The organism is Mesorhizobium sp. M0598 (assembly GCF_040320865.1).
Lineage (GTDB): Bacteria > Pseudomonadota > Alphaproteobacteria > Rhizobiales > Rhizobiaceae > Mesorhizobium.
The window spans coordinates 96,781-115,892 of sequence record NZ_JAMYQL010000002.1; the positions used below are offsets into that span (position 1 = coordinate 96,781).

General features: G+C 62.8%; 24 protein-coding genes. 11 read left to right on the forward strand and 13 right to left on the reverse strand.

What is annotated here, in order from left to right:
• Window positions 1-115: 115 nt before the first annotated feature.
• Together NKI59_RS03480 and NKI59_RS03485 are read left to right on the forward strand one after the other, a co-directional pair.
• A complete protein-coding gene (locus tag NKI59_RS03480; protein ID WP_352702369.1) occupies window positions 116-1,324 on the forward strand; it encodes a hypothetical protein in 1,209 nt (402 codons plus the stop codon).
• Window positions 1,325-1,475: 151 nt separating this feature from the next.
• Window positions 1,476-1,814 (forward strand): hypothetical protein, encoded by a 339-nt coding sequence (locus NKI59_RS03485; RefSeq protein WP_352702371.1) that lies wholly within the window; start codon window positions 1,476-1,478, stop codon window positions 1,812-1,814.
• Between the two features lie 16 nt (window positions 1,815-1,830).
• Here the strand turns inward: NKI59_RS03485 and NKI59_RS03490 are convergent, their stop codons facing one another.
• The 4 genes from NKI59_RS03490 to NKI59_RS03505 form a co-directional block, all read right to left on the reverse strand.
• The gene (locus tag NKI59_RS03490) at window positions 1,831-2,319 is read right to left on the reverse strand and encodes a GNAT family N-acetyltransferase (RefSeq protein WP_352702373.1); all 489 of its coding nucleotides are present in this window, start codon (window positions 2,317-2,319) and stop codon (window positions 1,831-1,833) included.
• Window position 2,320: 1 nt separating this feature from the next.
• Window positions 2,321-3,820, reverse strand: coding sequence for an Asp-tRNA(Asn)/Glu-tRNA(Gln) amidotransferase subunit GatB (gatB, locus tag NKI59_RS03495; RefSeq protein ID WP_352702376.1), 1,500 nt, complete (start codon window positions 3,818-3,820; stop codon window positions 2,321-2,323).
• A gap of 189 nt (window positions 3,821-4,009) precedes the next feature.
• Window positions 4,010-4,441 (reverse strand): CBS domain-containing protein, encoded by a 432-nt coding sequence (locus NKI59_RS03500; RefSeq protein ID WP_023674810.1) that lies wholly within the window; start codon window positions 4,439-4,441, stop codon window positions 4,010-4,012.
• A 100-nt stretch (window positions 4,442-4,541) separates the two neighbouring features.
• Window positions 4,542-5,312, reverse strand: coding sequence for a rhomboid family intramembrane serine protease (locus NKI59_RS03505; protein ID WP_352541382.1), 771 nt, complete (start codon window positions 5,310-5,312; stop codon window positions 4,542-4,544).
• A gap of 393 nt (window positions 5,313-5,705) precedes the next feature.
• On the opposite strand from NKI59_RS03505, the gene NKI59_RS03510 reads away from it, so the two are divergent.
• From NKI59_RS03510 to NKI59_RS03520, 3 genes are all read left to right on the forward strand, one after another.
• Window positions 5,706-6,344 (forward strand): PAS domain-containing protein, encoded by a 639-nt coding sequence (locus NKI59_RS03510; protein WP_352702378.1) that lies wholly within the window; start codon window positions 5,706-5,708, stop codon window positions 6,342-6,344.
• Between the two features lie 117 nt (window positions 6,345-6,461).
• Window positions 6,462-7,079 carry a PilZ domain-containing protein gene (locus NKI59_RS03515; protein ID WP_352702380.1) on the forward strand — a complete coding sequence of 206 codons (618 nt, stop codon included), beginning with the start codon at window positions 6,462-6,464 and terminating at the stop codon, window positions 7,077-7,079.
• A 398-nt stretch (window positions 7,080-7,477) separates the two neighbouring features.
• Window positions 7,478-8,077 carry a transglutaminase-like cysteine peptidase gene (locus NKI59_RS03520; RefSeq protein ID WP_352702719.1) on the forward strand — a complete coding sequence of 200 codons (600 nt, stop codon included), beginning with the start codon at window positions 7,478-7,480 and terminating at the stop codon, window positions 8,075-8,077.
• Between the two features lie 301 nt (window positions 8,078-8,378).
• On the opposite strand, the gene NKI59_RS03525 is transcribed toward NKI59_RS03520, so the two are convergent.
• Entirely contained in the window at window positions 8,379-9,275 is an 897-nt protein-coding gene (locus NKI59_RS03525; RefSeq protein WP_352702383.1) for a LysR family transcriptional regulator, read from the reverse strand.
• Window positions 9,276-9,371: 96 nt separating this feature from the next.
• On the opposite strand from NKI59_RS03525, the gene NKI59_RS03530 reads away from it, so the two are divergent.
• Together NKI59_RS03530 and NKI59_RS03535 are read left to right on the forward strand one after the other, a co-directional pair.
• Window positions 9,372-10,559 (forward strand): MFS transporter, encoded by a 1,188-nt coding sequence (locus NKI59_RS03530; RefSeq protein WP_352702385.1) that lies wholly within the window; start codon window positions 9,372-9,374, stop codon window positions 10,557-10,559.
• A 30-nt stretch (window positions 10,560-10,589) separates the two neighbouring features.
• Window positions 10,590-11,336: an SDR family oxidoreductase gene (locus NKI59_RS03535; protein ID WP_352683362.1), complete on the forward strand. Its 747-nt coding sequence runs from the start codon at window positions 10,590-10,592 to the stop codon at window positions 11,334-11,336.
• Window positions 11,337-11,393: 57 nt separating this feature from the next.
• On the opposite strand, the gene NKI59_RS03540 is transcribed toward NKI59_RS03535, so the two are convergent.
• Both NKI59_RS03540 and NKI59_RS03545 read right to left on the reverse strand, forming a co-directional pair.
• Window positions 11,394-11,921 carry a gamma carbonic anhydrase family protein gene (locus tag NKI59_RS03540; protein WP_352683365.1) on the reverse strand — a complete coding sequence of 176 codons (528 nt, stop codon included), beginning with the start codon at window positions 11,919-11,921 and terminating at the stop codon, window positions 11,394-11,396.
• Between the two features lie 18 nt (window positions 11,922-11,939).
• Window positions 11,940-12,284 (reverse strand): DUF6949 family protein, encoded by a 345-nt coding sequence (locus NKI59_RS03545; protein WP_352683367.1) that lies wholly within the window; start codon window positions 12,282-12,284, stop codon window positions 11,940-11,942.
• Between the two features lie 119 nt (window positions 12,285-12,403).
• Here NKI59_RS03545 and NKI59_RS03550 point away from each other — a divergent pair, with 119 nt between their 5' ends.
• Window positions 12,404-13,135 (forward strand): hypothetical protein, encoded by a 732-nt coding sequence (locus NKI59_RS03550; protein WP_352683369.1) that lies wholly within the window; start codon window positions 12,404-12,406, stop codon window positions 13,133-13,135.
• Window positions 13,136-13,398: 263 nt separating this feature from the next.
• Here NKI59_RS03550 and NKI59_RS03555 read toward each other — a convergent pair whose 3' ends face one another.
• Together NKI59_RS03555 and cysE are read right to left on the reverse strand one after the other, a co-directional pair.
• Window positions 13,399-13,602, reverse strand: a complete 204-nt coding sequence (locus tag NKI59_RS03555) for a DUF3126 family protein (RefSeq protein ID WP_023674799.1) — start codon at window positions 13,600-13,602, stop codon at window positions 13,399-13,401.
• A 333-nt stretch (window positions 13,603-13,935) separates the two neighbouring features.
• Window positions 13,936-14,784 (reverse strand): serine O-acetyltransferase, encoded by an 849-nt coding sequence (cysE, locus tag NKI59_RS03560; RefSeq protein ID WP_023717455.1) that lies wholly within the window; start codon window positions 14,782-14,784, stop codon window positions 13,936-13,938.
• 159 nt (window positions 14,785-14,943) lie between these two features.
• Here cysE and NKI59_RS03565 point away from each other — a divergent pair, with 159 nt between their 5' ends.
• Window positions 14,944-15,558, forward strand: coding sequence for an HD domain-containing protein (locus NKI59_RS03565; protein WP_352702388.1), 615 nt, complete (start codon window positions 14,944-14,946; stop codon window positions 15,556-15,558).
• A gap of 42 nt (window positions 15,559-15,600) precedes the next feature.
• Here NKI59_RS03565 and NKI59_RS03570 read toward each other — a convergent pair whose 3' ends face one another.
• The 4 genes from NKI59_RS03570 to NKI59_RS03585 all read right to left on the reverse strand — a co-directional run bounded on the left by NKI59_RS03570 (window position 15,601) and on the right by NKI59_RS03585 (window position 18,077).
• The gene (locus NKI59_RS03570; RefSeq protein ID WP_352702390.1) at window positions 15,601-15,942 is read right to left on the reverse strand and encodes a hypothetical protein; all 342 of its coding nucleotides are present in this window, start codon (window positions 15,940-15,942) and stop codon (window positions 15,601-15,603) included.
• 167 nt (window positions 15,943-16,109) lie between these two features.
• The gene (locus NKI59_RS03575; protein WP_352702391.1) at window positions 16,110-16,877 is read right to left on the reverse strand and encodes an alpha/beta fold hydrolase; all 768 of its coding nucleotides are present in this window, start codon (window positions 16,875-16,877) and stop codon (window positions 16,110-16,112) included.
• 20 nt (window positions 16,878-16,897) lie between these two features.
• Window positions 16,898-17,461 (reverse strand): DUF192 domain-containing protein, encoded by a 564-nt coding sequence (locus NKI59_RS03580; RefSeq protein ID WP_352620826.1) that lies wholly within the window; start codon window positions 17,459-17,461, stop codon window positions 16,898-16,900.
• A gap of 19 nt (window positions 17,462-17,480) precedes the next feature.
• Entirely contained in the window at window positions 17,481-18,077 is a 597-nt protein-coding gene (locus tag NKI59_RS03585) for a cold-shock protein (RefSeq protein WP_502893739.1), read from the reverse strand.
• Between the two features lie 215 nt (window positions 18,078-18,292).
• Between NKI59_RS03585 and gloA the strand changes: the two genes are divergently transcribed.
• Both gloA and NKI59_RS03595 read left to right on the forward strand, forming a co-directional pair.
• A complete protein-coding gene (gloA, locus tag NKI59_RS03590) occupies window positions 18,293-18,733 on the forward strand; it encodes a lactoylglutathione lyase (RefSeq protein WP_352702393.1) in 441 nt (146 codons plus the stop codon).
• Between the two features lie 78 nt (window positions 18,734-18,811).
• Window positions 18,812-19,105, forward strand: a complete 294-nt coding sequence (locus NKI59_RS03595) for a DUF2218 domain-containing protein (protein ID WP_352702395.1) — start codon at window positions 18,812-18,814, stop codon at window positions 19,103-19,105.
• The last annotated feature ends 7 nt before the right edge of the window (window positions 19,106-19,112 follow it).

Sequence of the window (19,112 nt, forward strand, 5' to 3'; positions counted from 1 at the left end):
TGGGCCGGCCCGATGTTTCGCGGTTCATCCCCCGTGCGGGCGATGAACCGCCATCGAACAAATGCTGCTGTCTAGCCGGAGGGTGGTTTCCAACCGAAAGAGCGAGGATACCATGTTGAAAACCTGCACGATGCTGTTCTTCGGCCTGATGGCGGCCACCGCGGCCGCCCAGCCGCCGCCTTCGGGGCCGCCGGTTCCCAGTGCGGCACTTGCCCCATGCAATGCCACACAATCGAACAGGCCCTGCAAAGCCGAACTCGGCGTGTTCCTGATCACCAATACCGTCCGCAACCTGGCGCAAGCCAAGGTCGACGCCACCAACGCACAGCTGGCCGCCCAGGGACGATCGTCACGCGCATCGATCGAATCGCTGAAGCAATGGCGGCCGTCGCGCTTTGCGACGCAGATGCTGAACCAGCCGAACAGCTGGTTTGTCAAAGTTCCTTACATCCTGACCATCAAAGTCTCGATCCCGGTGACCTCCGACCGCCACATCGGCATTCCCATAGACGTCAACGTCTTCTGCAGCGGCTGGCAGACCGATTCCAGCCAGGTCATCATCCGCTCGCAACCCGGCCCGGCGAGCTTCGAGGGCGGCAACATCCTCGAAGACGTTTTCAACGTCGGCAATTACATCGACGCTCAGGTACGCAGCTCGTTTTCGGCACCTCTGCCGGTGACGACGCCGGTTCCAAATTCGAAATGCTCGGCAATAGACGGCTCCGATGCCGGCACACAGGCCACCGGCGATGATCTCATCTTCTGGACGGTGCCGCGGCGCAACCTGGTGGTGACGGACGCCATAGCCAAGCCGACGGTTGAAGTGACCTTCGACAGCCTCACACGCCTGCCAGCCCGCGACTTCCACAACAATGTCGTCTATGCGGAATCCGAGGCCATAAACCTCAACGTCTATGCCAATGAGGACGGCGTTCAGAAAGCCCTAACGATGCGCGAAGGCGACGTGGCTGCGCTGAACCTTCCCGTACTCAGGCTCGACGCGCGAAAATACGATTCGCTGGTCGTCATCGGCAATGTCGACCAGCCGCCGAACGATCCCAGAGACAGCGCCTTCGCGGTAGCGGCCAAGACTGCGGGATTCGGTGCCGGTTCCAAGATCATGCAGATCCCGAAGTGGTATTCGAGGCCGCCGGACCAGTTCAATCCCAAGCCTACATGGATCAGAGTTCCCGGCTATGAGCTGCACTATACGGTGCGCTATCTCAACAGCGGCGGGCTGGCCGTCGACGGTGGAACCAGTACGGTCCGGCCTCCAAAAGTCGCCGTTCCGATAGAGACGCTCATCAAGCCGAAAACGCCCTGACGCGGCCGCTCGCGGATGACGGCGGCGGTTCAGACCGCTACCGCCTTCCCCCGCGCGGCAGATGCGGCAGCACCGGCATCATGGCCTGATCTTGCCGGAACAAACGCGCCGCTGCGCCACGAGCGAGCGGCGCCATCGATGGAGACAAACGATGCAGCACCTTCCCCTCACCATGCCCGCCGTCCGGATCATTGCGGCAATCTCGCTGCTTGCCTTCCCGACCTTCCTGCCGGTCACGAGCCCGGCGAAGGCGCTGCCGGTCAGCCAATCCTGCCGGATCACCACCTATTACAAGACTGCGGCAAAGGCGACGGAGGTTGGCGTGCGCTCGACGTGCCAGGGCGTCAAAAAATGGGGCGTCACCTCGAAATATTACGAGGTGGAAAAAATCGAAGCCGCCACGCCCCCGCACACGTCGGGCGGCGGCGGCAGCCTGCCATGCGAGTTTCTCGCTGCCGGCTGCTCCAACCTGCCTGAGAAACGCAACTGAGCGCCAGGCAAACGAGCTAGCCGATCGCCTTCTCCAAAACCAGCGCCGGCAAGCCCGAGGCGCCGCCGCAATCGGCCGTGTTGCCGGCGGGCAAAAACCCTCGCGAGCGGTAAAAGGCGACGGCCGGAGCATTTGCTTCCTCGACCTCGACGCGCAGCGTCCGGGCCTCCGGAAAGCTGGCCTCGATCTCGTCCAGCAGCGCCTGGCCGATGCCTTGCCTCTGCCAGGCCGGATGCACGTAAAGCTGGTTCAGCATGACGATCGCGGGATCCGTGGTGGCGGCGGCGAAGGCCATGCCGCCGATGGTTTTGCCGTCGTCGGCGACCAGGAACTCCGAGTTCGGCCGCGTCAGCCGTGCCTTGAGCGCGGCGATCGAATGCCATTCATCGGTGATTTCGGTAACCCGCGCCGCGCCGTAGATGGCGTCATAGGTGGCATGCCACGTCTCGATCAGCAATGCGCGCACCGCCGCCAGATCGCGCTCGCCGGCGGTGCGGACGAACATCCTACTCGATCCCGAGCCTGGCCTTGACCAACTCGTTGACCGCCTGCGGATTGGCCTTGCCGCCGGTCGCCTTCATCACCTGGCCGACGAACCAGCCGGCCATGGTCGGCTTGGCGCGCGCCTGTTCGACCTTGTCCGGGTTGGCCGCGATCACCTCGTCCACCGCCTTTTCGATGGCGCCGGTATCGGTGACCTGCTTCATGCCGCGGCTTTCGACCAGCTGACGCGGATCGCCGCCCTCGTTCCAGACGATCTCGAACAGATCCTTGGCGATCTTGCCGGAGATGGTGCCTTCCTTGATCAGGTCGATGACAGCACCAAGCTGATCGGGTGAAACCGGAGCATTTTCAATACTCTTGCCGGCTCTGTTCAACGCACCCAGCAAATCGTTGATGACCCAGTTGGCGGCAAGCTTGCCATCGCGACCAGCGGCCACCTTCTCGAAATAATCGGCGACCGCCTTTTCCGATACCAGGATCGAGGCGTCGTAGGTCGACAGGCCGAGCGAAGCGATCAGCCGCGCCTTTTTGGCATCGGGAAGTTCCGGCAGGTCCTTTGCCAGCGCGTCGACATAGGCCTGGTCGAATTCCAGCGGCAGAAGATCGGGATCGGGGAAATAGCGGTAGTCGTGCGCTTCCTCCTTGGAGCGCATCGAGCGCGTTTCGCCCTTGTTGGGGTCGAACAGCCGCGTTTCCTGGTCGATCTTGCCGCCGTCCTCCAGGATGGCGATCTGGCGGCGCGCCTCGTAGTCGATGGCCTGGCCGATGAAACGGATGGAGTTGACGTTCTTGATCTCGCAGCGCGTGCCGAATTCACCGCCGGGCCGGCGTACCGAGACGTTGACGTCGGCGCGCAGCGAGCCTTCGTCCATATTGCCGTCGCACGTGCCGAGATAGCGCACGATGGTGCGCAGCTTGGTGACATAGGCCTTGGCTTCATCGGCGGAGCGCATATCCGGCTTCGAAACGATCTCCATCAGCGCCACACCGGAGCGGTTGAGATCGACATAGGACATCGTCGCATGCTGGTCGTGCATCGACTTGCCGGCGTCCTGCTCCAGGTGCAGGCGCTCGATGCCGACCTCGATGTCCTCGAATTCGCCCTGCCGGTCCGGGCCGACCGAGACGATCACCTTCCCCTCGCCGACGATCGGCTGCTTGAACTGCGAGATCTGGTAGCCCTGCGGCAGGTCGGGATAGAAATAGTTTTTCCTGTCGAAGACCGATTTGTGGTTGATCTCGGCCTTCAGGCCCAGCCCGGTGCGGATCGCCTGCTTGACGCATTCCTCGTTGATGACCGGCAGCATGCCGGGCATCGCCGCGTCGACCAGGCTGACATTGGCGTTGGGCGCGGCGCCGAAAATGGTCGAGGCGCCGGAAAACAGCTTTGCCTGCGAGGTCACCTGCGCGTGGACCTCGAGGCCGATGATGATCTCCCAGTCGCCGGTGGCGCCGGGAACCAGGCGCTTGGCGTCGGGCGTGCGGGTGTCGATAATGCTCATAAGGGCCTGCATATTGAAATTGCGGATATGCGAGAACGCATATTTTGATGTGCAACTTCGCTAGTGCAAACCGCCAAAAGAGACAAGCGCAAAGCCGCAGGCGCCGACGCGGCACAGGCCCGCACCTGCCGCGACGAACTGCGATAGCAGCTTGAAAAATCGACCTGCCGGCAACCCGGCCGCCGTCACCTATGCCGTGGCGATATAGGCCCTGATCTCCTCGGCCTCGCGCTCGACATCCTCGATGCGCCGCTTGACCACGTCGCCGATCGACACGATGCCGTCGAGCAGCCCGTTCTTTTCCACCGGCAGATGGCGGAAGCGGCCCTTGGTCATGATCTCCATAACCTCGTTGACGGTGTGGTTCTCATTGCAGATCTTCACCTTGGGCGTCATCGCCGAGCGGACGGCAAGGTCGAGCGCCGCCGCCCCCTCTTTGGCGAGAACCCGCACCACATCGCGCTCGGAAAGAATGCCGACGATCTTGTGATCGCCGTTGGTGATGACCAGCGCGCCGATCCTGTGTTCGGAAAGCATGCGGATGGCTTCGCTGAGCTTTTCGTTCGGCCCGAGCGTCACCACGTCGTGGCCTTTTGCCTCGAGAATTGCCTTAACAGTCATGGCGTCCTCCTCTGCATTTCCTGCCGGCTCCTGCCCTGGCCGGCTTGCCCTGGGATGAACATGGTGCGCCGCGAACGGTTGCATTTCAAGTGCGGCCGTCTCAGGTCTCCGGCTCGTCCGCCTGCCGGGGCACCTGCTCTCGCCGATCAAAAAACCGCAGGCCGAAAAAGCCGGCAAGAAAGCCGCCAATATGGGCTTCCCAGGCGATCTGGCCGTCAATGCCAGGCGCCAGGCCGAAGAGGCCGGTCGCGAGGTTGATCACCATCCACATGGCGAGAAAGGTGACGACGCCGCGCGAGCGCAGCACCGCCGCCATCGGCAAAGGCTGGCCGGCGAAGGCGGCCTTGCCCGACGATCGGTCAATGCGGAAGCCGTAGCGTGCCGCCGCGCCCATCATGCCGGAAATCGCGCCGGAGGCGCCGACCAGCGGCGCCTCGCCAAGCGGGTGCATGGCCCAGAACAACGCCACCGCCGCCAGTCCGGTCGCGGCGAAGAACAGGCTGAAGCGCAGCGCGCCGAAGCGGTTGGCCAACGGTGAGCCGAAGGCCGCGAGCCACACCATGTTGATGGCAAGATGGGCAAAGCCGCCATGCAGGAAGGCATAGGTAAAGGGGCTCGAAAACGCGAAGAAATCCAGATCGAAGCGGCCCGAATAGCGGATGGGGACAAAGGCAGCCCGGACAAGCAGTTCGAAGTCCTGGTCGTCGGTCAGCCAATAGACCCGGATCAGATGGACCGCGACGCAGATGCCGATCACCGCCAGCACCACGGGCGGCAGGTTGAACACCGGTTCGCGGCGCTGCTCCGGTTCGCGGGCGGCAGGCCCACCCTGACCCTGCTCGATCTCCGGTGGGCTTTCTGGGTCGCTCATATGGCTTGCACTCAGTCGCTGGATTGGACTTGGCGAGCATGTAGATCACGGCCAACCGAATCACAAACGGCGAATCAGCAGCCCCGAATCAAAAAAAGAAGCCGTCCAAGGTTTCCCTTGAACGGCTGGTCGAGCCCCCTTGCTCCCCCTGAACTCTTGACTGAAGTGCTGCCGATCGTCGCAAAACGACCGCTTCTGGAGTGGTTTTGGTGTGCCACAGGCCTGGCCGGCGCGCAACGTAAACCAGTTGTTAACCTTAACCGCCCCGACCCGTGAACAAGTATTAACGATGCTGGCACGCATCCTGCTCCGCAACGCATGTAGGTCTTCGGAGGGCGCCCTTCTGTTCACCGATGGGACATCAGAAGACAGAATGCGCGGAGCAGCATTAGCATGAACCAGACCGGATCGATCACGCTGTTCCATTATTGGAACCGGTTGCGTGACGGACGCCCTGCCCCGAAGCGCTCGGAAGTCGAACCCGCCGACATCAAGTCGCTGCTGGCCGACACGTTCATCCTGGAAAAGGACACGCGCGGCGAAGCGGTGTTCCGGCTCGCCGGCACCAGGCTCTGCGCGGTCTATGGCCGCGAACTCAAGGGGTTTTCATTCCCTTCGCTGTGGCGCGAGAAGGACCAGCGGCTGATCTCGAAGCTGACCGATGGCGTCTTCGACCTGAAATCGGTGGTGCTCATCACCTACGAGGGTTTCAGCCGCAGCGGCCGTTCCAACAGGTTCGAGCTGCTCGCGCTGCCGCTCGACGGCGGTGTCGAGAGCCCGCGTTGCCTCGGTGTTATAAGCGCCGTCGAAAAGCCCTTCTGGCTGGGCGCCGACCCGGTTCTCGACGCGTTGATCGATTCGATCCGCGTCATCGATCCCGACAAGGAGCCGATGTTCCCGGGGAACCGTCCGGCGATCGAGGTTCCCTCGCTCGCCCCATCGGAATTCGACCCGCCCGAGACGATTTCGGCGCTCGGCCAGGCCCGCCGCATCCGTCACCTGGTCGTCTTCGACGGCGGACGCGAGGAATGATGCCCAAAGCTTAAAGCAACAGCGCCGGGCTTTCCCCTTTGTTAACCTGCTTTGTTGTAGTTTTCCGCTGAAATTCCCCGCATCCATGCGCGGAATGCCGAACGGGGTATGGCAGTGATGAGGTCAGCGGCGGTCGACCATGCGCCGTCCCAAGCTGAAAGGCGTAACTTTCAGCGCGTCCGCGTGAAAATTTACGGACGTTTCATGCTGGAAGACCGCACCGAACATCCCTGCCAGGTGGTCGACATGTCGCCCGGCAACGTCGCGTTGCGCACCGAGCGCGCCGGCCTGGCTGGCGAAAAGGTCATTGCCTATATCGATCACATCGGCCGCATCGAAGGCGTCATCACCCGCACTTTGCAGGATGGCTTTGCGATGACCGTCATCGCATCGGACCGCAAGAGGGACAAGCTCGCCGCGCAACTGACCTGGCTTGCCAACAAGCACGAGCTCGACCTGCCGGAAGACCGCCGCCATGAACGCGTGGCGCCGCGCAATCCGACGAGCGTGCTGCAGCTTGCCGACGGGCGCCAGTACCAGTGCCGCATCATCGACCTGTCGCTGTCGGGCGCGGCGATCGAGATCGACGTCAAGCCGGCCATCGGCGTCCAGGTGATGCTGGGCACCATGCGCGGCCAGATAGTGCGCCATTTCGAAGATGGCGTCGCCATCGAGTTCGCCGTCATCCAGCGGCCGGAAACGCTCGATACCGAATTCAGCTCGTCGCGCGGCTGACGCGGAAGCGTCAGCACTATAGGGAAGAGAGAGGCTGGCGATCCTTCGCGCCCCCCTCTGTCTTGCCCTCTTTGCCACCACTTGGCATCTCCCCCACGAGGGGGGAGATCGGCTTTCAAAACGGCTTTCACCAATCTCAAGCGTCGCAGGAATGAGCGGGACGCCGGAACTGCCAATCTCCCCGCTTGTGGGGGAGATGTCCGGCAGGACAGAGGGGGGGCGCTGTCCCGCTGTCGCGGATGCACCCAAAGGGCACCCTAACAATTCTATACTCACTTGCATCAAATTTTACACATATTCTATTGGCGTTTTACTTAATGTCTACTTCGCGCTTTTGCGTCAAATAAATCCAGCCGTGTCATTGTCTCCTCAAACGGGGAGACTGAATAATGAACAGGATGAGGGGCAAGCTGTTGCTGGCGGCAATAGCGATGCAGCTTTTCGGTTGGGGGACTGTAAACGCGGCGGAGCCGGCCTTCATGCACACCGGCGGCCGCACCACGCAGCCGGTCGGACACTACGAAATGTGCCAGCAGCTTCCGCAGGAATGCAATCAGAGGACGCCTGGCCGGGCACCCGTCGAGCTGACCCGCAAGCTGTGGGCAACGATCGTCAAGGTCAACAATTCGGTCAACAGCAGGGTCGCGCCGCGCACCGACATGGAAATGTGGGGCAAGGAGGAAGTCTGGTCCTTTCCCAATAGCGGCTTCGGCGACTGCGAGGACTATGCGCTGGAAAAGCGCCGCGAGCTGATGAGCATCGGCGTGCCGGCCGGCGATCTGCTGATGACGGTGGTGCGCCAGCGCAATGGCGACGGCCATGCGGTGCTGACCGTGCGCACCAGCCTTGGCGAGTTCATCCTCGACAATCTCCAGCCCAAGGTGCTGTCCTGGACCAATACCGGCTACACCTACCTGAAGCGCCAGTCCGAGCGGAATTCCGGCGCCTGGGTGACGATCAACGACGGCCGCTCCGACGCGGTCGCCAGCGTCCGCTGAGGGCGCCAAGGCATGTCGCCCAAAAGTGCGTAGCGGTTTTGGGATAACGACATGCATAAAACAGAGGTTAAGTGCGTCGCATGACTTCGCGCTTTAGGAGAAACCCGGTCGAGTCCCCACCCTCCCCGTCCCCAACGACCGGGTTTAAGGAGCCGGCCCCGTCCCCGGGCCGGCTCCACCATTTCTGGCGGAACACATCTCGATACAGTTATCTCGGCTTTGCCTCCAACTGCGCTTCGTCATCCAAGCTGTCTCACGATCGTTTGTAGGATACGAGCTGCCGTTTGCCGTCGAAACGCTGTTACCTGCCCCTGATACGGAACGCGTCGACAAAGGCGGAAAACGCCGGAGAGGGATGGCGTCGGCTTGGATAGTACAGGTGGTAACCTTGGAACGTCGGGCACCATTTGGTGAGGACTTCCTGGAGAAGGCCACTCTCAATGTGTGGAAGGACGAGTTCACGCGGTAGATAGGCCAAGCCCACTCCGTCAAGCGCAGCCTGGATCGCCGGCCCCATGTTGTTAAGCGTCAGTTGCCCCTCGACCCGAGCACTGAACTCGCGCGCTCCTTCCCGCAATTCCCAGGCATAGACCGATCCTGACGTCGGCAGCCGGTAGTTGATGCAGTTATGGTCGGTCAGCTCCTGCGGCGTCTCCGGCGGTGTCCGGTGGGCGAAGTAATGGGGTGAGCCGACCACAGTGTAGGTCACGTCGGCTCCGATGCGCACGGCTACCATATCCCGGGCAATGGACTCGCCCAGACGCACGCCGGCATCGAACTGGCGCTCGACGATGTTGGTGAAGGCGTTGTCGACCACCAACTCGACATTGATATCGGGGAAGTCGCTCAGGAACTTTGGCAGCCGGGCGCGGAAGACAATGTCGACCGAATCGTCGGTGCACACTAGGCGAATGTTGCCGGACGGCCTGTCGCGAAGGACGCCGAGAGCGCTGACCTCAGCCGCGATGCCTTCGAAATGCGGTTCGATGCCTTCCTTGAGGCGTTGACCGGCCGCCGTCGGGGCCACGTCGCGCGTGGTGCGAGACAGAAGACGGACGCCAAGCCGCGACTCCAGCGACTTGATGGTGTGGCTAAGGGCCGAAGGAGTGACCCCGAGCTTGGCGGCTGCTCGGGTGAAGCTCCGCGTCCGGGTGATCTCCAGGAACGCGCGCATTTCGGCGAACTCGTCGCGTGGCATTGATGAGCCTCATTCACAACCACATCAAAATTATACCCGCTAGTCGCATTTGGCCAGCCCGACTACTTAGTTCGGGAACGGACAGGAGACTGCCTTATGACCATCGATTTCGTGCTGGACGAGGCCACTGCTGCTGACAGCGGGACGACCCCATGGTCTGCGGTGGTCTGCCTGTCGCTGCTGACCTTCCTTCTGGTCGGACTGGAGTTCCTCCCGGTGAGCCTGCTCACCCCGATCGCTCAGGATCTGGCCGTCTCCGAGGGTCAGGCAGGCCAGGCAATCGCGGTATCCGGATTCTTCGCCGTGGTTACCAGCCTCTTCGGCAACTCGCTGTTGCGAAACGTCGATCGACGGACGGTGGTTCTGGTCTATACGGCAGTGCTGGCCGCATCGAGCCTGGCGGTGGCGCTTGCTCCCAACTTCCTGGTCTTCCTGGCCGGGCGGGCGCTGGTGGGCATCGCGATCGGCGGTTTCTGGTCACTGTCGACGGCCATTCTGGCCCGCCTGGCCGCGGGACCCGACCTGCCCAAGGCCATTGCCTTGCTCCAGGGTGGCACTGCCTTCGCATTGGTGATCGCCGCGCCCGTCGGCAGCTTCCTCGGATCGCTGATCGGATGGCGGGGAACCTTTTTCGTCACTGTCCCCATCGGCCTTGCGGCGCTCGTGTGGCAGTTGGCCGTTCTCCCGAAGATGCCGCCGATAGAGATCGCCTCGGTGTCGAGCATGTTCGGCCTGCTGCGGAATCGCAGATTCGCCATCGGCATGGGCGCGACCGGGCTCGCTTTCATCGGGCAGAACGCGCTCTCGATCTATCTGCGGCCGTTTCTGGAAAACGTGACGGGCCTTGAGGTCAACACCCTCTCACTGGCTCTATTGGGCGTCGGCCTCGGTGGCGTGGCGGGACTGTCGATTGTCGGCTTCATACTCCGGCGGCACCTCACAGCCGTGCTGATCGGGCTGCCGAGTGCACTCGCGGTCTTCGCTCTACTGCTGATTGCCTTTGGACCGTTTGCACGCGCCACGGCCGGCCTGCTGGTTCTTTGGGGACTGTTCGCTACCCCGATCCCGGTGGCGTGGAACACCTGGATGACCACGCTCATCCCTGAAGACCTGGAGGCCGGGGGCGGACTCCAGGTCGCCCTGATCCAGTTCGCGATCGCAGGCGGCGCTATTGCAGGAGGCCTGCTGTTCGACGTGGCCGACTGGTGGAGCGCCTTCCTTCTCGCCGCCGTCCTGCTCACGGGCTCGGCCTTGCTCGCCGCCTCGGCCGGCCCCCGCACCTGAACTCTTTCAATTCTTGTCTAGGAGAATCTCATGTCCGAAGGAATCGAGAACAAGGTCGTCGTCATCACCGGTGCCAGCAGTGGCCTCGGTGAAGCGACGGCACGCCATCTTGCCGCACGAGGCGCTTCCGTGGTCCTGGGTGCACGGCGGTCACGCCGCATCGACGCCCTTGTCCAGGAACTGACCGCCGCTGGGCACAAAGCCAAGGCCGTTACTACGGACGTCACCGACGCCGGCCAGGTCCAGAACCTGGTGAACACGGCGGTCCGGGAATTCGGCCGCATCGACGTGATGCTCAACAATGCGGGCCTCATGCCGTTGGCCCCGCTCGAACGGCTCAAGGTCGACGAATGGGACCGGATGATCGACGTCAACATCAAGGGCGTCCTTTACGGCATCGCGGCCGCGCTTCCGTACATGAAGGAGCAGCGATCGGGGCACATTATCAATGTCTCATCCGTATACGGCCATGTGGTCGACCCGGGTGCGGCGGTCTATTGCGCCACCAAGTTCGCGGTGCGTGCGCTATCCGAGGGTCTGCGGAAAGAGGTGAAACCCTACAATATCCGCACCACGGTGATCTCGCCGGGCGCTGTCAGCACAGAGTTGCTCGAGCATATCAGCGAGAAGGATATCCAGCAGGGGACCAGGGACTTCGTGAGCAACATCGCCGTGGGGCCAGATACGTTTGCCCGAACGGTCGCCTTCGCGATCAACGAGCCCGACGACGTCGATATCAACGAGATCTTGTTCCGGCCGACCGCCCAGCCGGTTTGACTTGGAAGGGGTTATGCTTCGATATCTTAAGGCCCGGCTCCGCCATTTCCGGGTCGGCTATGCCTTCCTCAGCCCGGCCCTAAACCGCCTGCCGTTGGCCACATAATGCGCGGCCGAGGCGCGCAGCCTGGCGATTGCGGCCTCGTCGAGCATCCTGACGACGCGCGCGGGTGAGCCGACGATCAGCGAATTGTCGGGGAATTCCTTGCCTTCGGTGACCAGCGCGCCGGCGCCGACCTGCGAGTTGTTGCCGATCTTCGCGCCGTTCAGCACGATGGCGCCCATGCCGATCAGGCTGTTGTCACCGATGGTGCAGCCATGCAACAAGGCGCGATGGCCGATCGTGCAGCCTTGGCCGACGGTCAGCGGAAAGCCGGCGTCGGTGTGCATGATTGTGTGCTCCTGCACGTTTGTGTCGGCGCCGATGACGATCGGCTCGTCGTCGCCGCGGACGACGACGCCGAACCAGAAGCCGGCATTGCGGCCGATCCTGATATTGCCGATCAGCGTGGCATCGGGCGCGATCCAGTTGCTGTCGGCGTCCTCGAAGGCGGGCGCTTTTCCGTCAATCGCGTAGATCGGCATTGCTGTCTCCAGATTGTCTCACACCGACAAGCTGCCAGACCCTAGAAGCGAAGCCGCCCAGGACGCAATGGCGATCACCACCATGCCCAGCGCCAGCGCCCAGATGGTCGCCGTACAGCCGCAGGAGACCAGCCCCGGCACCGAGATGCGACGCTCGCGCCAGGCGTCCAGCGCCTCGTTGGCGAACATCAGCGGCCCGGCGCAAGCCGTCGCGGCGAGCGAGCGCAGCATGTGCTTCGACGATACATACGGCTGGACGAAGGCAAGCCTACGGCCGGCGATCAGTTCCATCGCCGATCCGGCCAGGCCGCAAGCCGTCAGCCCAGCCATAAAACTGAATATGATTTGTTCGACCGGGCCCATCTTTACCCTCCGTTTACCATGAAATCGCAAAGTCGCCTGCAAAAGCTGCGAAGCAAGAGCCGTGCCGGGCCGAGATGTGCCGCTCAGGCGCACCCGATGGACGGTAAACGAGGGTCGCGATGAAGCAGGCAGCCGCCACAGAGGGCCCGCAACTCAGCGTCGTCGATTCGACGCTGATGAAGCGAGTGTTTTATGCGTTCGCGACGCTGGCGCTGCTTTCGGTGGCGATCAGCCTTGGCGGCAAATGGTTCGGCCGCTCGATTGCCATGGCCGGGTACACCGACGACACCACGGTCCACAAGGTCGTCATCGGCAACAACGTCATCGCCGTGCCGGCCAATGTCATCCGCTTTGCCCAGGCCCGGCGCGACGGCATCGCCTCGCGACTCGACCTCTATCTGCGCTATCCCGAGATGGACGGCTACAGCGAGGCTGCCCGCAACGACTTCAACCACACCGGACCCAGCAAGGACATCGTCTTCCTGTCGTTCGAGCCGCAGATGATGTCGCGCGACATGAGCGGCCGCTTCGCGCCGATCTACAGCGCGCTGATCGCCAAGCCGGGTACGCCCGGCCCTGGCGGCACCACGCTTTACGCCTTCAGCGAAAAATCAGGCTATCTGAACGAAGTGCTGGCGGTCGCCGACCGCCCCGGCAAGGATCCGTTCGTCGCACGCTGCCTGAGCGGCCCGAGCGCGGACGAATCGCTGGCGCCCTGCGAGCGCGACATCCTGGTCGGCGACAATCTCAGCCTTACCTACCGCTTCCCCCGGGAATTCCTGGGCGACTGGCAGGGGCTCGACGCGGCGATTTCTGCCGAAGCAGCGCGTGTGCTGAAGACCGGGCGGTAAGCAACGAAACGAGCCGTTCCGTAGCGATCCTTCGCGCCCTCTCTGTCCTGCCGGACATCTCCCCACGAGGGGGGAGATCGGCCGTCATCTTGGCTTTCGCCAATCTCCAATGTTGCAGGAAGAGTGCAGCGCCGAGGCTGCCAATCTCCCCCCAGGTGGGGGAGATGGCCGGCAGGCCAGAGGAGGGCGCTGTCCCGCCGGCGTCCTGCAAGGTTCCGTACCGCCGCAGCGCTTGAGGCGTAGCGGTCAGCTAAACTCCCAACTCAGGCCAGATCGATGTCGAGGATCGCCATCGAGAAATTATAATCGCCGTCGTCCTCGTCCTTGAAGACGATGCCAAGGAACTCATCGCCGACATAGACCTCGGCCGAATCTTCCTTGCGCGGCCGCGCCTTCACTTCGAGTTTAGGGTTCTGGAAGGTGCGCTTGAAATAGGCGTCCAGCTTTCTGATTTCGTCCGGCTTCAACAGTCTTCTCCGATCGTCGGCTTCTTCGTTTGAGCGCGCTTCTGGCACGTCGACAATGGCCATGTAAAGGCAAGCCGGCGAGAGAACACGGGCAATCGCCTCAGGTTTGCGCTGCCCCTCATCGCCCTGCCGGGCACTTCTCCCCGTATAGTGACGGGGAGAAGGACGCCTTCGCAAAAAATTTCGCCAATCTCCAGCGTTACAGAAACAGTGCCGAGGCCGCAGTCAGCCCCTTCTCCCCGTCACTATACGGGGAGAAGATGCCGGCAGGCAGATGAGGGGCGGCGCCGACATTGATAGTTGGTCCGACGCGACAAGCCCCTGCCCGAGCACTCAGATGTCGAAGCTGACGACGTGGTCCATCGTCTGCGATGGCAACAGCTGGTCCATCTGCCGCGAAGGCTGGTCGCAGCCGGTCTCGCCGACGACGCGGGCCGGCACGCCGGCAACCGTCTTGTTGTGCGGTACCGGCGACAGCACTACCGAGCCGGCCGCGATCTTCGAGCAATGGCCGATCTCGATGTTGCCGAGGATCTTGGCGCCGGCGCCGATCAGCACGCCGTAGCGGATCTTGGGATGGCGGTCGCCGCCGGCCTTGCCGGTGCCGCCCAGCGTCACGCCGTGCAGGATCGACACGTCGTCCTCGATCACCGCCGTCTGGCCGACGACGAGGCCGGTGGCGTGGTCGAGGAAGATGCCCTTGCCGATGCGGGCAGCCGGATTGATGTCGGTCTGGAACACCGAGGACGACCGGCTCTGCAAATACAGCGCGAAGTCCTGGCGGCCCTGGTTCCACAGCCAATGCGCCAGCCGGTGCGTTTGAATGGCGTGAAAACCCTTGAAGTAGAGCACCGGCATGATGAAGCGGTCGCATGCCGGATCACGGTCGTAATAGGCCTGGATATCGACGCGCACCGTCGTCGACCAGTCCTTGTCGTCGGCCGCCATCGCCTTGAACGTCTGGCGGATGAGGTCGGAGCCGATGTCCTGATGGGCGAGGCGCTCGGCCAGCCGGTGAATGACCGCTTCTTCCAGGTTTTCCTGATTGAGGATGGTCGAATAGAGGAACGCCGCCAGCAGCGGATCGCGGTTGACCGCTTCCATCGCTTCGTCGCGGATCGAACGCCAGATCGGATCTACCGGCTGCACCCTGGTGGGACGGGAAATCGTAACGCTGTTCATCTGATGTCTCCGGCCATCCAATGTCTCGGCCATCCAATGTCTCGGTTGGCGGCTTGCCTATTCTCCGGCCGCACCTATAAGCCAGATCATAGCACGGGTGAACTCAATTTTCCTTAGTGCTTCGTGAAATGGATTTGGTTGGCGGAATTTCAAGCAGCCATGGAAAACGCAACCTTGATGGACGAGACCCTGAAGCGCGAGCTTTCCGCGCTCTATGAGGCCGAAGATCGCCACTACCACGACCTTGGCCACATCGAGGCGATGCTGGCGCTGGCCAATGATTACAAGGCGTTGTTGCATGATCCTGAAGCAGTCGAGGCAGCGATCTGGTTCCACGACGCGATCTACGACAGCCGCGCCAAGGACAATGAGGCGAGGAGTGCCGCACTTGCCGAGGAAAAGCTCGCCGGTCGCGCCGATGCACAACGCCTCGGCCACATCGCGGCGATGATCACTGCCACCGCCGGCCACGAATTGCCGCCCCTTGGCGACCAGCATTCGGTTCGCGACGCGGCGCTGTTCCTCGACATGGACCTGGCGATCCTGGGTGCTGCGCCCGAGGCGTTCGACGCTTATGAACAGGCGGTCCGCCGCGAATATCAGTGGGTCGATGAGCCGATGTGGCGGGCCGGACGTGCCGCTGTCCTGAATGGCTTCCTCGCCCGCCCGCATGTCTTCCATAGCAAGGAGTTCCGCCGGCGCTTCGAAACCCAGGCCCGGCATAACATGGCGCGGTCGCTCAGGGCGCTGGGGCACAGCCCGCGCGGATCGTAGCCCGACGCGTCGGCCACTTGCGTCCGGAAGATTTGCCCGAAATCAGGTGAATGCGCCAAAAGTCGATGCCATTGCCCACAGCATGAACACCCCGGCCGCCAGCGACGCGCCGTTGACCACGATGCCAGCCAGGCCGAGCAAACGATTGTCGTTTGGGCGCCCAAGCGCCATCAGCCCGAAGACCGCGCCGGTAAGATGTGCCAAAGGCCCGGCCAGGAAAAATACCGCAGCGAAGAAGCCCGTCGCACTGTTCTGGAGCAGTGGGGACGCGTCGCTCGGCATTGCCATCAACGCGGTGATCGCTATCGCGCCTGCCACCAATGCAGCCAGCCCTAGAACAACGGACCATTCGCCGAACCTGCTTTTCGCAACGACGCCCAGCAAAGCGGCGTCGCTTCTTCCCCATTGTGCCATCGTACCCTCTGCCCCTCGTTCAGCGCGTGGCGGGTTTGAACCGATCCACGCGTCACGCTTAGTTACCCCCGTATCGTTGCAAAACCGCTAAGAACCCCAGCTTCAGGCCGGATGGCCGCTTTTGGGGGAGCCATCCATCAGAGCGGATGCTCGGCATAAAACTCCAGCACGCGCTGCTTGAAGGTCTTGTCGCCGACCGCCAGCATATGGTCGCGGCCTTCGATGTGAAAAGCCCTGGCGTTGGGCATCAGGGCGGCGAGTTCATCCGGCGAGCCGCCGATGTCGTCCTTGGTGCCGACGGCGATCAAGGTCGGCTGGGCAATGCGGGCAATGTCGGCCTCGCTCAGCAATTCGCGCGAGGTGGCGATGCAGGCGGCGAGCGCCCGGCGATCGCTGCGGGTCTGATCGGCGAAGGCGCGGAACGAGCGGCCGCGCGGATCGCTGGTGCCTGCCGGATCGTCGGCCAGAAGGGCGTCGGCTATCGGATCCCAGTCGCCGACGCCGTCGACCATGCCGATGCCTAGACCGCCGAAGACCAGCGTCGCCACCTTCTCCGGATCGGAGAGCGCCAGGAAGGCCGATATGCGCGCGCCCATCGAATAACCCATGACATGAGCGCGTTCGATGCCGAGATGGTTCAAAAGCGCTGCCGCGTCCGACGCCATTTTTGCCGGCGTGTAGTCGGCTTCGTCATAGCTCTTCGATGACGAGCCATGGCCGCGATTGTCGAAGGCGATGGCACGGTAGCCGGCATCGTTCAGCGTCTTGAACCAGCCGGGCGACACCCAGTTGACGTAATGGCTCGAGGCAAAGCCGTGGATCATCAGCACCGGATCGCCCTGCCCCGATGCCGGCTGGCGGTCAAGGAAAGCAAGGTCGAAACCGTCATGGGAGAAGAACTGCATCGGCCGAAGATCCTGCCCGCTCAGTCGGAATCGACACTCGGCGCATCGCCCTTGTCGGGCGGCGGCATGGCCGGCCCCGGCGCCGTGCCGATGGCCGGATGGCGCAGCAGGTCGCCGTCCTTAATGCCCTTTTTGGCGGCGGTGCCCGCCTTGAGCTCGAGCACGAAGCGCACCGGTTCGTCCGGCGAGATGATCGCCTCCGACTGCGGCTCGCCTTGCTCGATCGCCCGGATCCGGCCGTCCTGGCCGACGAAGATCAGGTCGAGCGGCATCGGCGTGTTCTTCATCCAGAAACTCACATCCTGCGGCGCGCCGAACACGAACAGCATGCCGTGATTGTCGGCCATGTGGCGGCGGAACATCAGGCCGGCCTCGCGCTCGGCGGGCGTGTCGGCGATTTCGACGGAAAAAGAACGCTCGCCGGCCTTCGTCACCGCGACCAGCGGCGCCGGGTCGACGGGAAGGATCATCGCCTTGCCGTCGGCGGAACTCGGTTGCTGAAAATAGAAGAACGCACTTGCGGCGACGATGAGGAAAATCCCGGCGCAGAGCGCGCCCGCCGTCACCCGGTTCCTGTGAGCCATATGAAATCCTCGGCCGGAACTAATGCGAGACCGGCAAGGTACCCATATCGGGGTGAATTTCGGCAGCCATAAGGCCTTTGTCGCCGCGTCCGAAGCGGACCAGCACCACCTGGCCCGGCCGGAGTTCGGTGATGCCGTAGCGGCGCAGCGTCTCCATGTGGACGAAAATGTCCTCGGTGCCCTCGCCCCGAGTCAGAAAGCCGAACCCCTTGGTACGGTTGAACCATTTGACCAGCGCCCGTTCGAGGCCGCTTTCCGGCGTCACCGCGACATGGGTGCGCTGCTCCTGCATCTCCGCCGGATGCACCGCCGTGGTGACATCCATCGAGAGCACGCGGAAGGCCTGCAGCCCGCGCTCGCCCTGCTTGACCAGGCAGACGACACGGGCGCCTTCCAAGGCGGTCTGAAAACCGTCCTTTCGAAGGCATGTCACATGGAGGAGGATGTCGCCCGAAGTACCATCATCGGGAAGGATGAAACCGTAGCCCTTGGCCACGTCGAACCATTTGATGGCGCCGGCGATTTCGACGAGATCGGCCGTATCGGCGCTCTCATCCCGCTTCAACGCATCGTTACCGGCCCCGTCCCGCCCCATGAAAGAGGCCTTTTCCCCCATAAGAACGCCCCCTTTTTTCAACAAACACCGCAACTGATTCTTGGTATCAGATTAACACCGCGGCTTCCGGTGTGTGCAAGACCTGACGTGCCTTTTTTCACGGTTCCGTACAGGAATAGCGGATTTGCCGTTTGCCGGCGCCGGCAAGCGTGGCCAATTGCCCTTTGGCCGGGCCGCCCCTATGTTGCGCCGCAACGCAACATAAGGAGGAAATCATGCGCTATCTGCACACCATGGTCCGCGTCGCCGACATCGATGCTTCGCTCGATTTCTACTGCAGCAAGCTTGGCCTCAAGGAAGTGCGCCGCCATGAAAACGAGCAAGGCCGCTACACGCTGATCTTCCTCGCCGCCCCCGAAGACGAGCAAAGCGGCATCAGCGAGAAAGCGCCGCTGGTCGAGCTGACCTACAATTGGGACCCGGAAGACTACAAGGGCGGCCGCAATTTCGGCCATCTCGCCTATGAGGTCGACGATATCTACGCCACCTGTCAGCGGCTGATGGACAAGGGCGTTACCATCAACCGGCCGCCGCGCGATGGCAACATGGCGTTCGTCAAATCGCCGGACGGCATCTCGATCGAGCTGTTGCAGAAAGGTCCGGCCAAGCCGAAGGCCGAGCCGTGGGCGTCGATGCCGAACACCGGCAGCTGGTAACCGATCACGCCATGTTGAACGGACGCAGGCGGGCCCTGGTTCGGTTTTCGCGTCCGCATTCCCAAGGAGAATTCATTCATGCCGGCCAGCCATGTCGACGTCGCCACCGAACATGCCAGCCGCTATCTGCAGCAGCTGTGCAAACATTGGGCGCACAAGTTTCCCGTCGAGTTCGACCCGAACCACGGCACCATCGATCTGACGCTCGGCCGCACGGTTCTCGATGCCGACCCGGCTGCGCTGCACATTGCAGTGACGACCGATGAAGCCGGCTCGCTCGAGCGCCTGGAAACGGTCGTCGCCGAGCACATCAAGCGCTTCGCCTTCCGTGAAGAGCTGGCATTCGACTGGAAACGCGCTCCGGTCGCGTAGACGACCG

What these genes read in the sequence shown, in the direction of transcription:
- NKI59_RS03530 (WP_352702385.1), top strand. Translation starts at nt 9,372, where the DNA reads ATGACCATCGATTTCGTGCTGGACGAGGCCACTGCTGCTGACAGCGGG.
- NKI59_RS03595 (WP_352702395.1), top strand. Translation starts at nt 18,812, where the DNA reads ATGCCGGCCAGCCATGTCGACGTCGCCACCGAACATGCCAGCCGCTAT.
- NKI59_RS03550 (WP_352683369.1), top strand. Translation starts at nt 12,404, where the DNA reads ATGAAGCAGGCAGCCGCCACAGAGGGCCCGCAACTCAGCGTCGTCGAT.
- NKI59_RS03540 (WP_352683365.1), bottom strand. Translation starts at nt 11,921, where the DNA reads ATGCCGATCTACGCGATTGACGGAAAAGCGCCCGCCTTCGAGGACGCC.
- NKI59_RS03505 (WP_352541382.1), bottom strand. Translation starts at nt 5,312, where the DNA reads ATGAGCGACCCAGAAAGCCCACCGGAGATCGAGCAGGGTCAGGGTGGG.
- gatB (WP_352702376.1), bottom strand. Translation starts at nt 3,820, where the DNA reads ATGAGCATTATCGACACCCGCACGCCCGACGCCAAGCGCCTGGTTCCC.
- NKI59_RS03575 (WP_352702391.1), bottom strand. Translation starts at nt 16,877, where the DNA reads ATGCAGTTCTTCTCCCATGACGGTTTCGACCTTGCTTTCCTTGACCGC.
- NKI59_RS03520 (WP_352702719.1), top strand. Translation starts at nt 7,478, where the DNA reads ATGAGGGGCAAGCTGTTGCTGGCGGCAATAGCGATGCAGCTTTTCGGT.
- NKI59_RS03500 (WP_023674810.1), bottom strand. Translation starts at nt 4,441, where the DNA reads ATGACTGTTAAGGCAATTCTCGAGGCAAAAGGCCACGACGTGGTGACG.
- cysE (WP_023717455.1), bottom strand. Translation starts at nt 14,784, where the DNA reads ATGAACAGCGTTACGATTTCCCGTCCCACCAGGGTGCAGCCGGTAGAT.
- NKI59_RS03585 (WP_502893739.1), bottom strand. Translation starts at nt 18,077, where the DNA reads ATGGGGGAAAAGGCCTCTTTCATGGGGCGGGACGGGGCCGGTAACGAT.
- NKI59_RS03535 (WP_352683362.1), top strand. Translation starts at nt 10,590, where the DNA reads ATGTCCGAAGGAATCGAGAACAAGGTCGTCGTCATCACCGGTGCCAGC.
- NKI59_RS03485 (WP_352702371.1), top strand. Translation starts at nt 1,476, where the DNA reads ATGCAGCACCTTCCCCTCACCATGCCCGCCGTCCGGATCATTGCGGCA.
- NKI59_RS03565 (WP_352702388.1), top strand. Translation starts at nt 14,944, where the DNA reads ATGGAAAACGCAACCTTGATGGACGAGACCCTGAAGCGCGAGCTTTCC.
- NKI59_RS03525 (WP_352702383.1), bottom strand. Translation starts at nt 9,275, where the DNA reads ATGCCACGCGACGAGTTCGCCGAAATGCGCGCGTTCCTGGAGATCACC.
- NKI59_RS03510 (WP_352702378.1), top strand. Translation starts at nt 5,706, where the DNA reads ATGAACCAGACCGGATCGATCACGCTGTTCCATTATTGGAACCGGTTG.
- NKI59_RS03580 (WP_352620826.1), bottom strand. Translation starts at nt 17,461, where the DNA reads ATGGCTCACAGGAACCGGGTGACGGCGGGCGCGCTCTGCGCCGGGATT.
- NKI59_RS03515 (WP_352702380.1), top strand. Translation starts at nt 6,462, where the DNA reads ATGAGGTCAGCGGCGGTCGACCATGCGCCGTCCCAAGCTGAAAGGCGT.
- NKI59_RS03490 (WP_352702373.1), bottom strand. Translation starts at nt 2,319, where the DNA reads ATGTTCGTCCGCACCGCCGGCGAGCGCGATCTGGCGGCGGTGCGCGCA.
- gloA (WP_352702393.1), top strand. Translation starts at nt 18,293, where the DNA reads ATGCGCTATCTGCACACCATGGTCCGCGTCGCCGACATCGATGCTTCG.
- NKI59_RS03545 (WP_352683367.1), bottom strand. Translation starts at nt 12,284, where the DNA reads ATGGGCCCGGTCGAACAAATCATATTCAGTTTTATGGCTGGGCTGACG.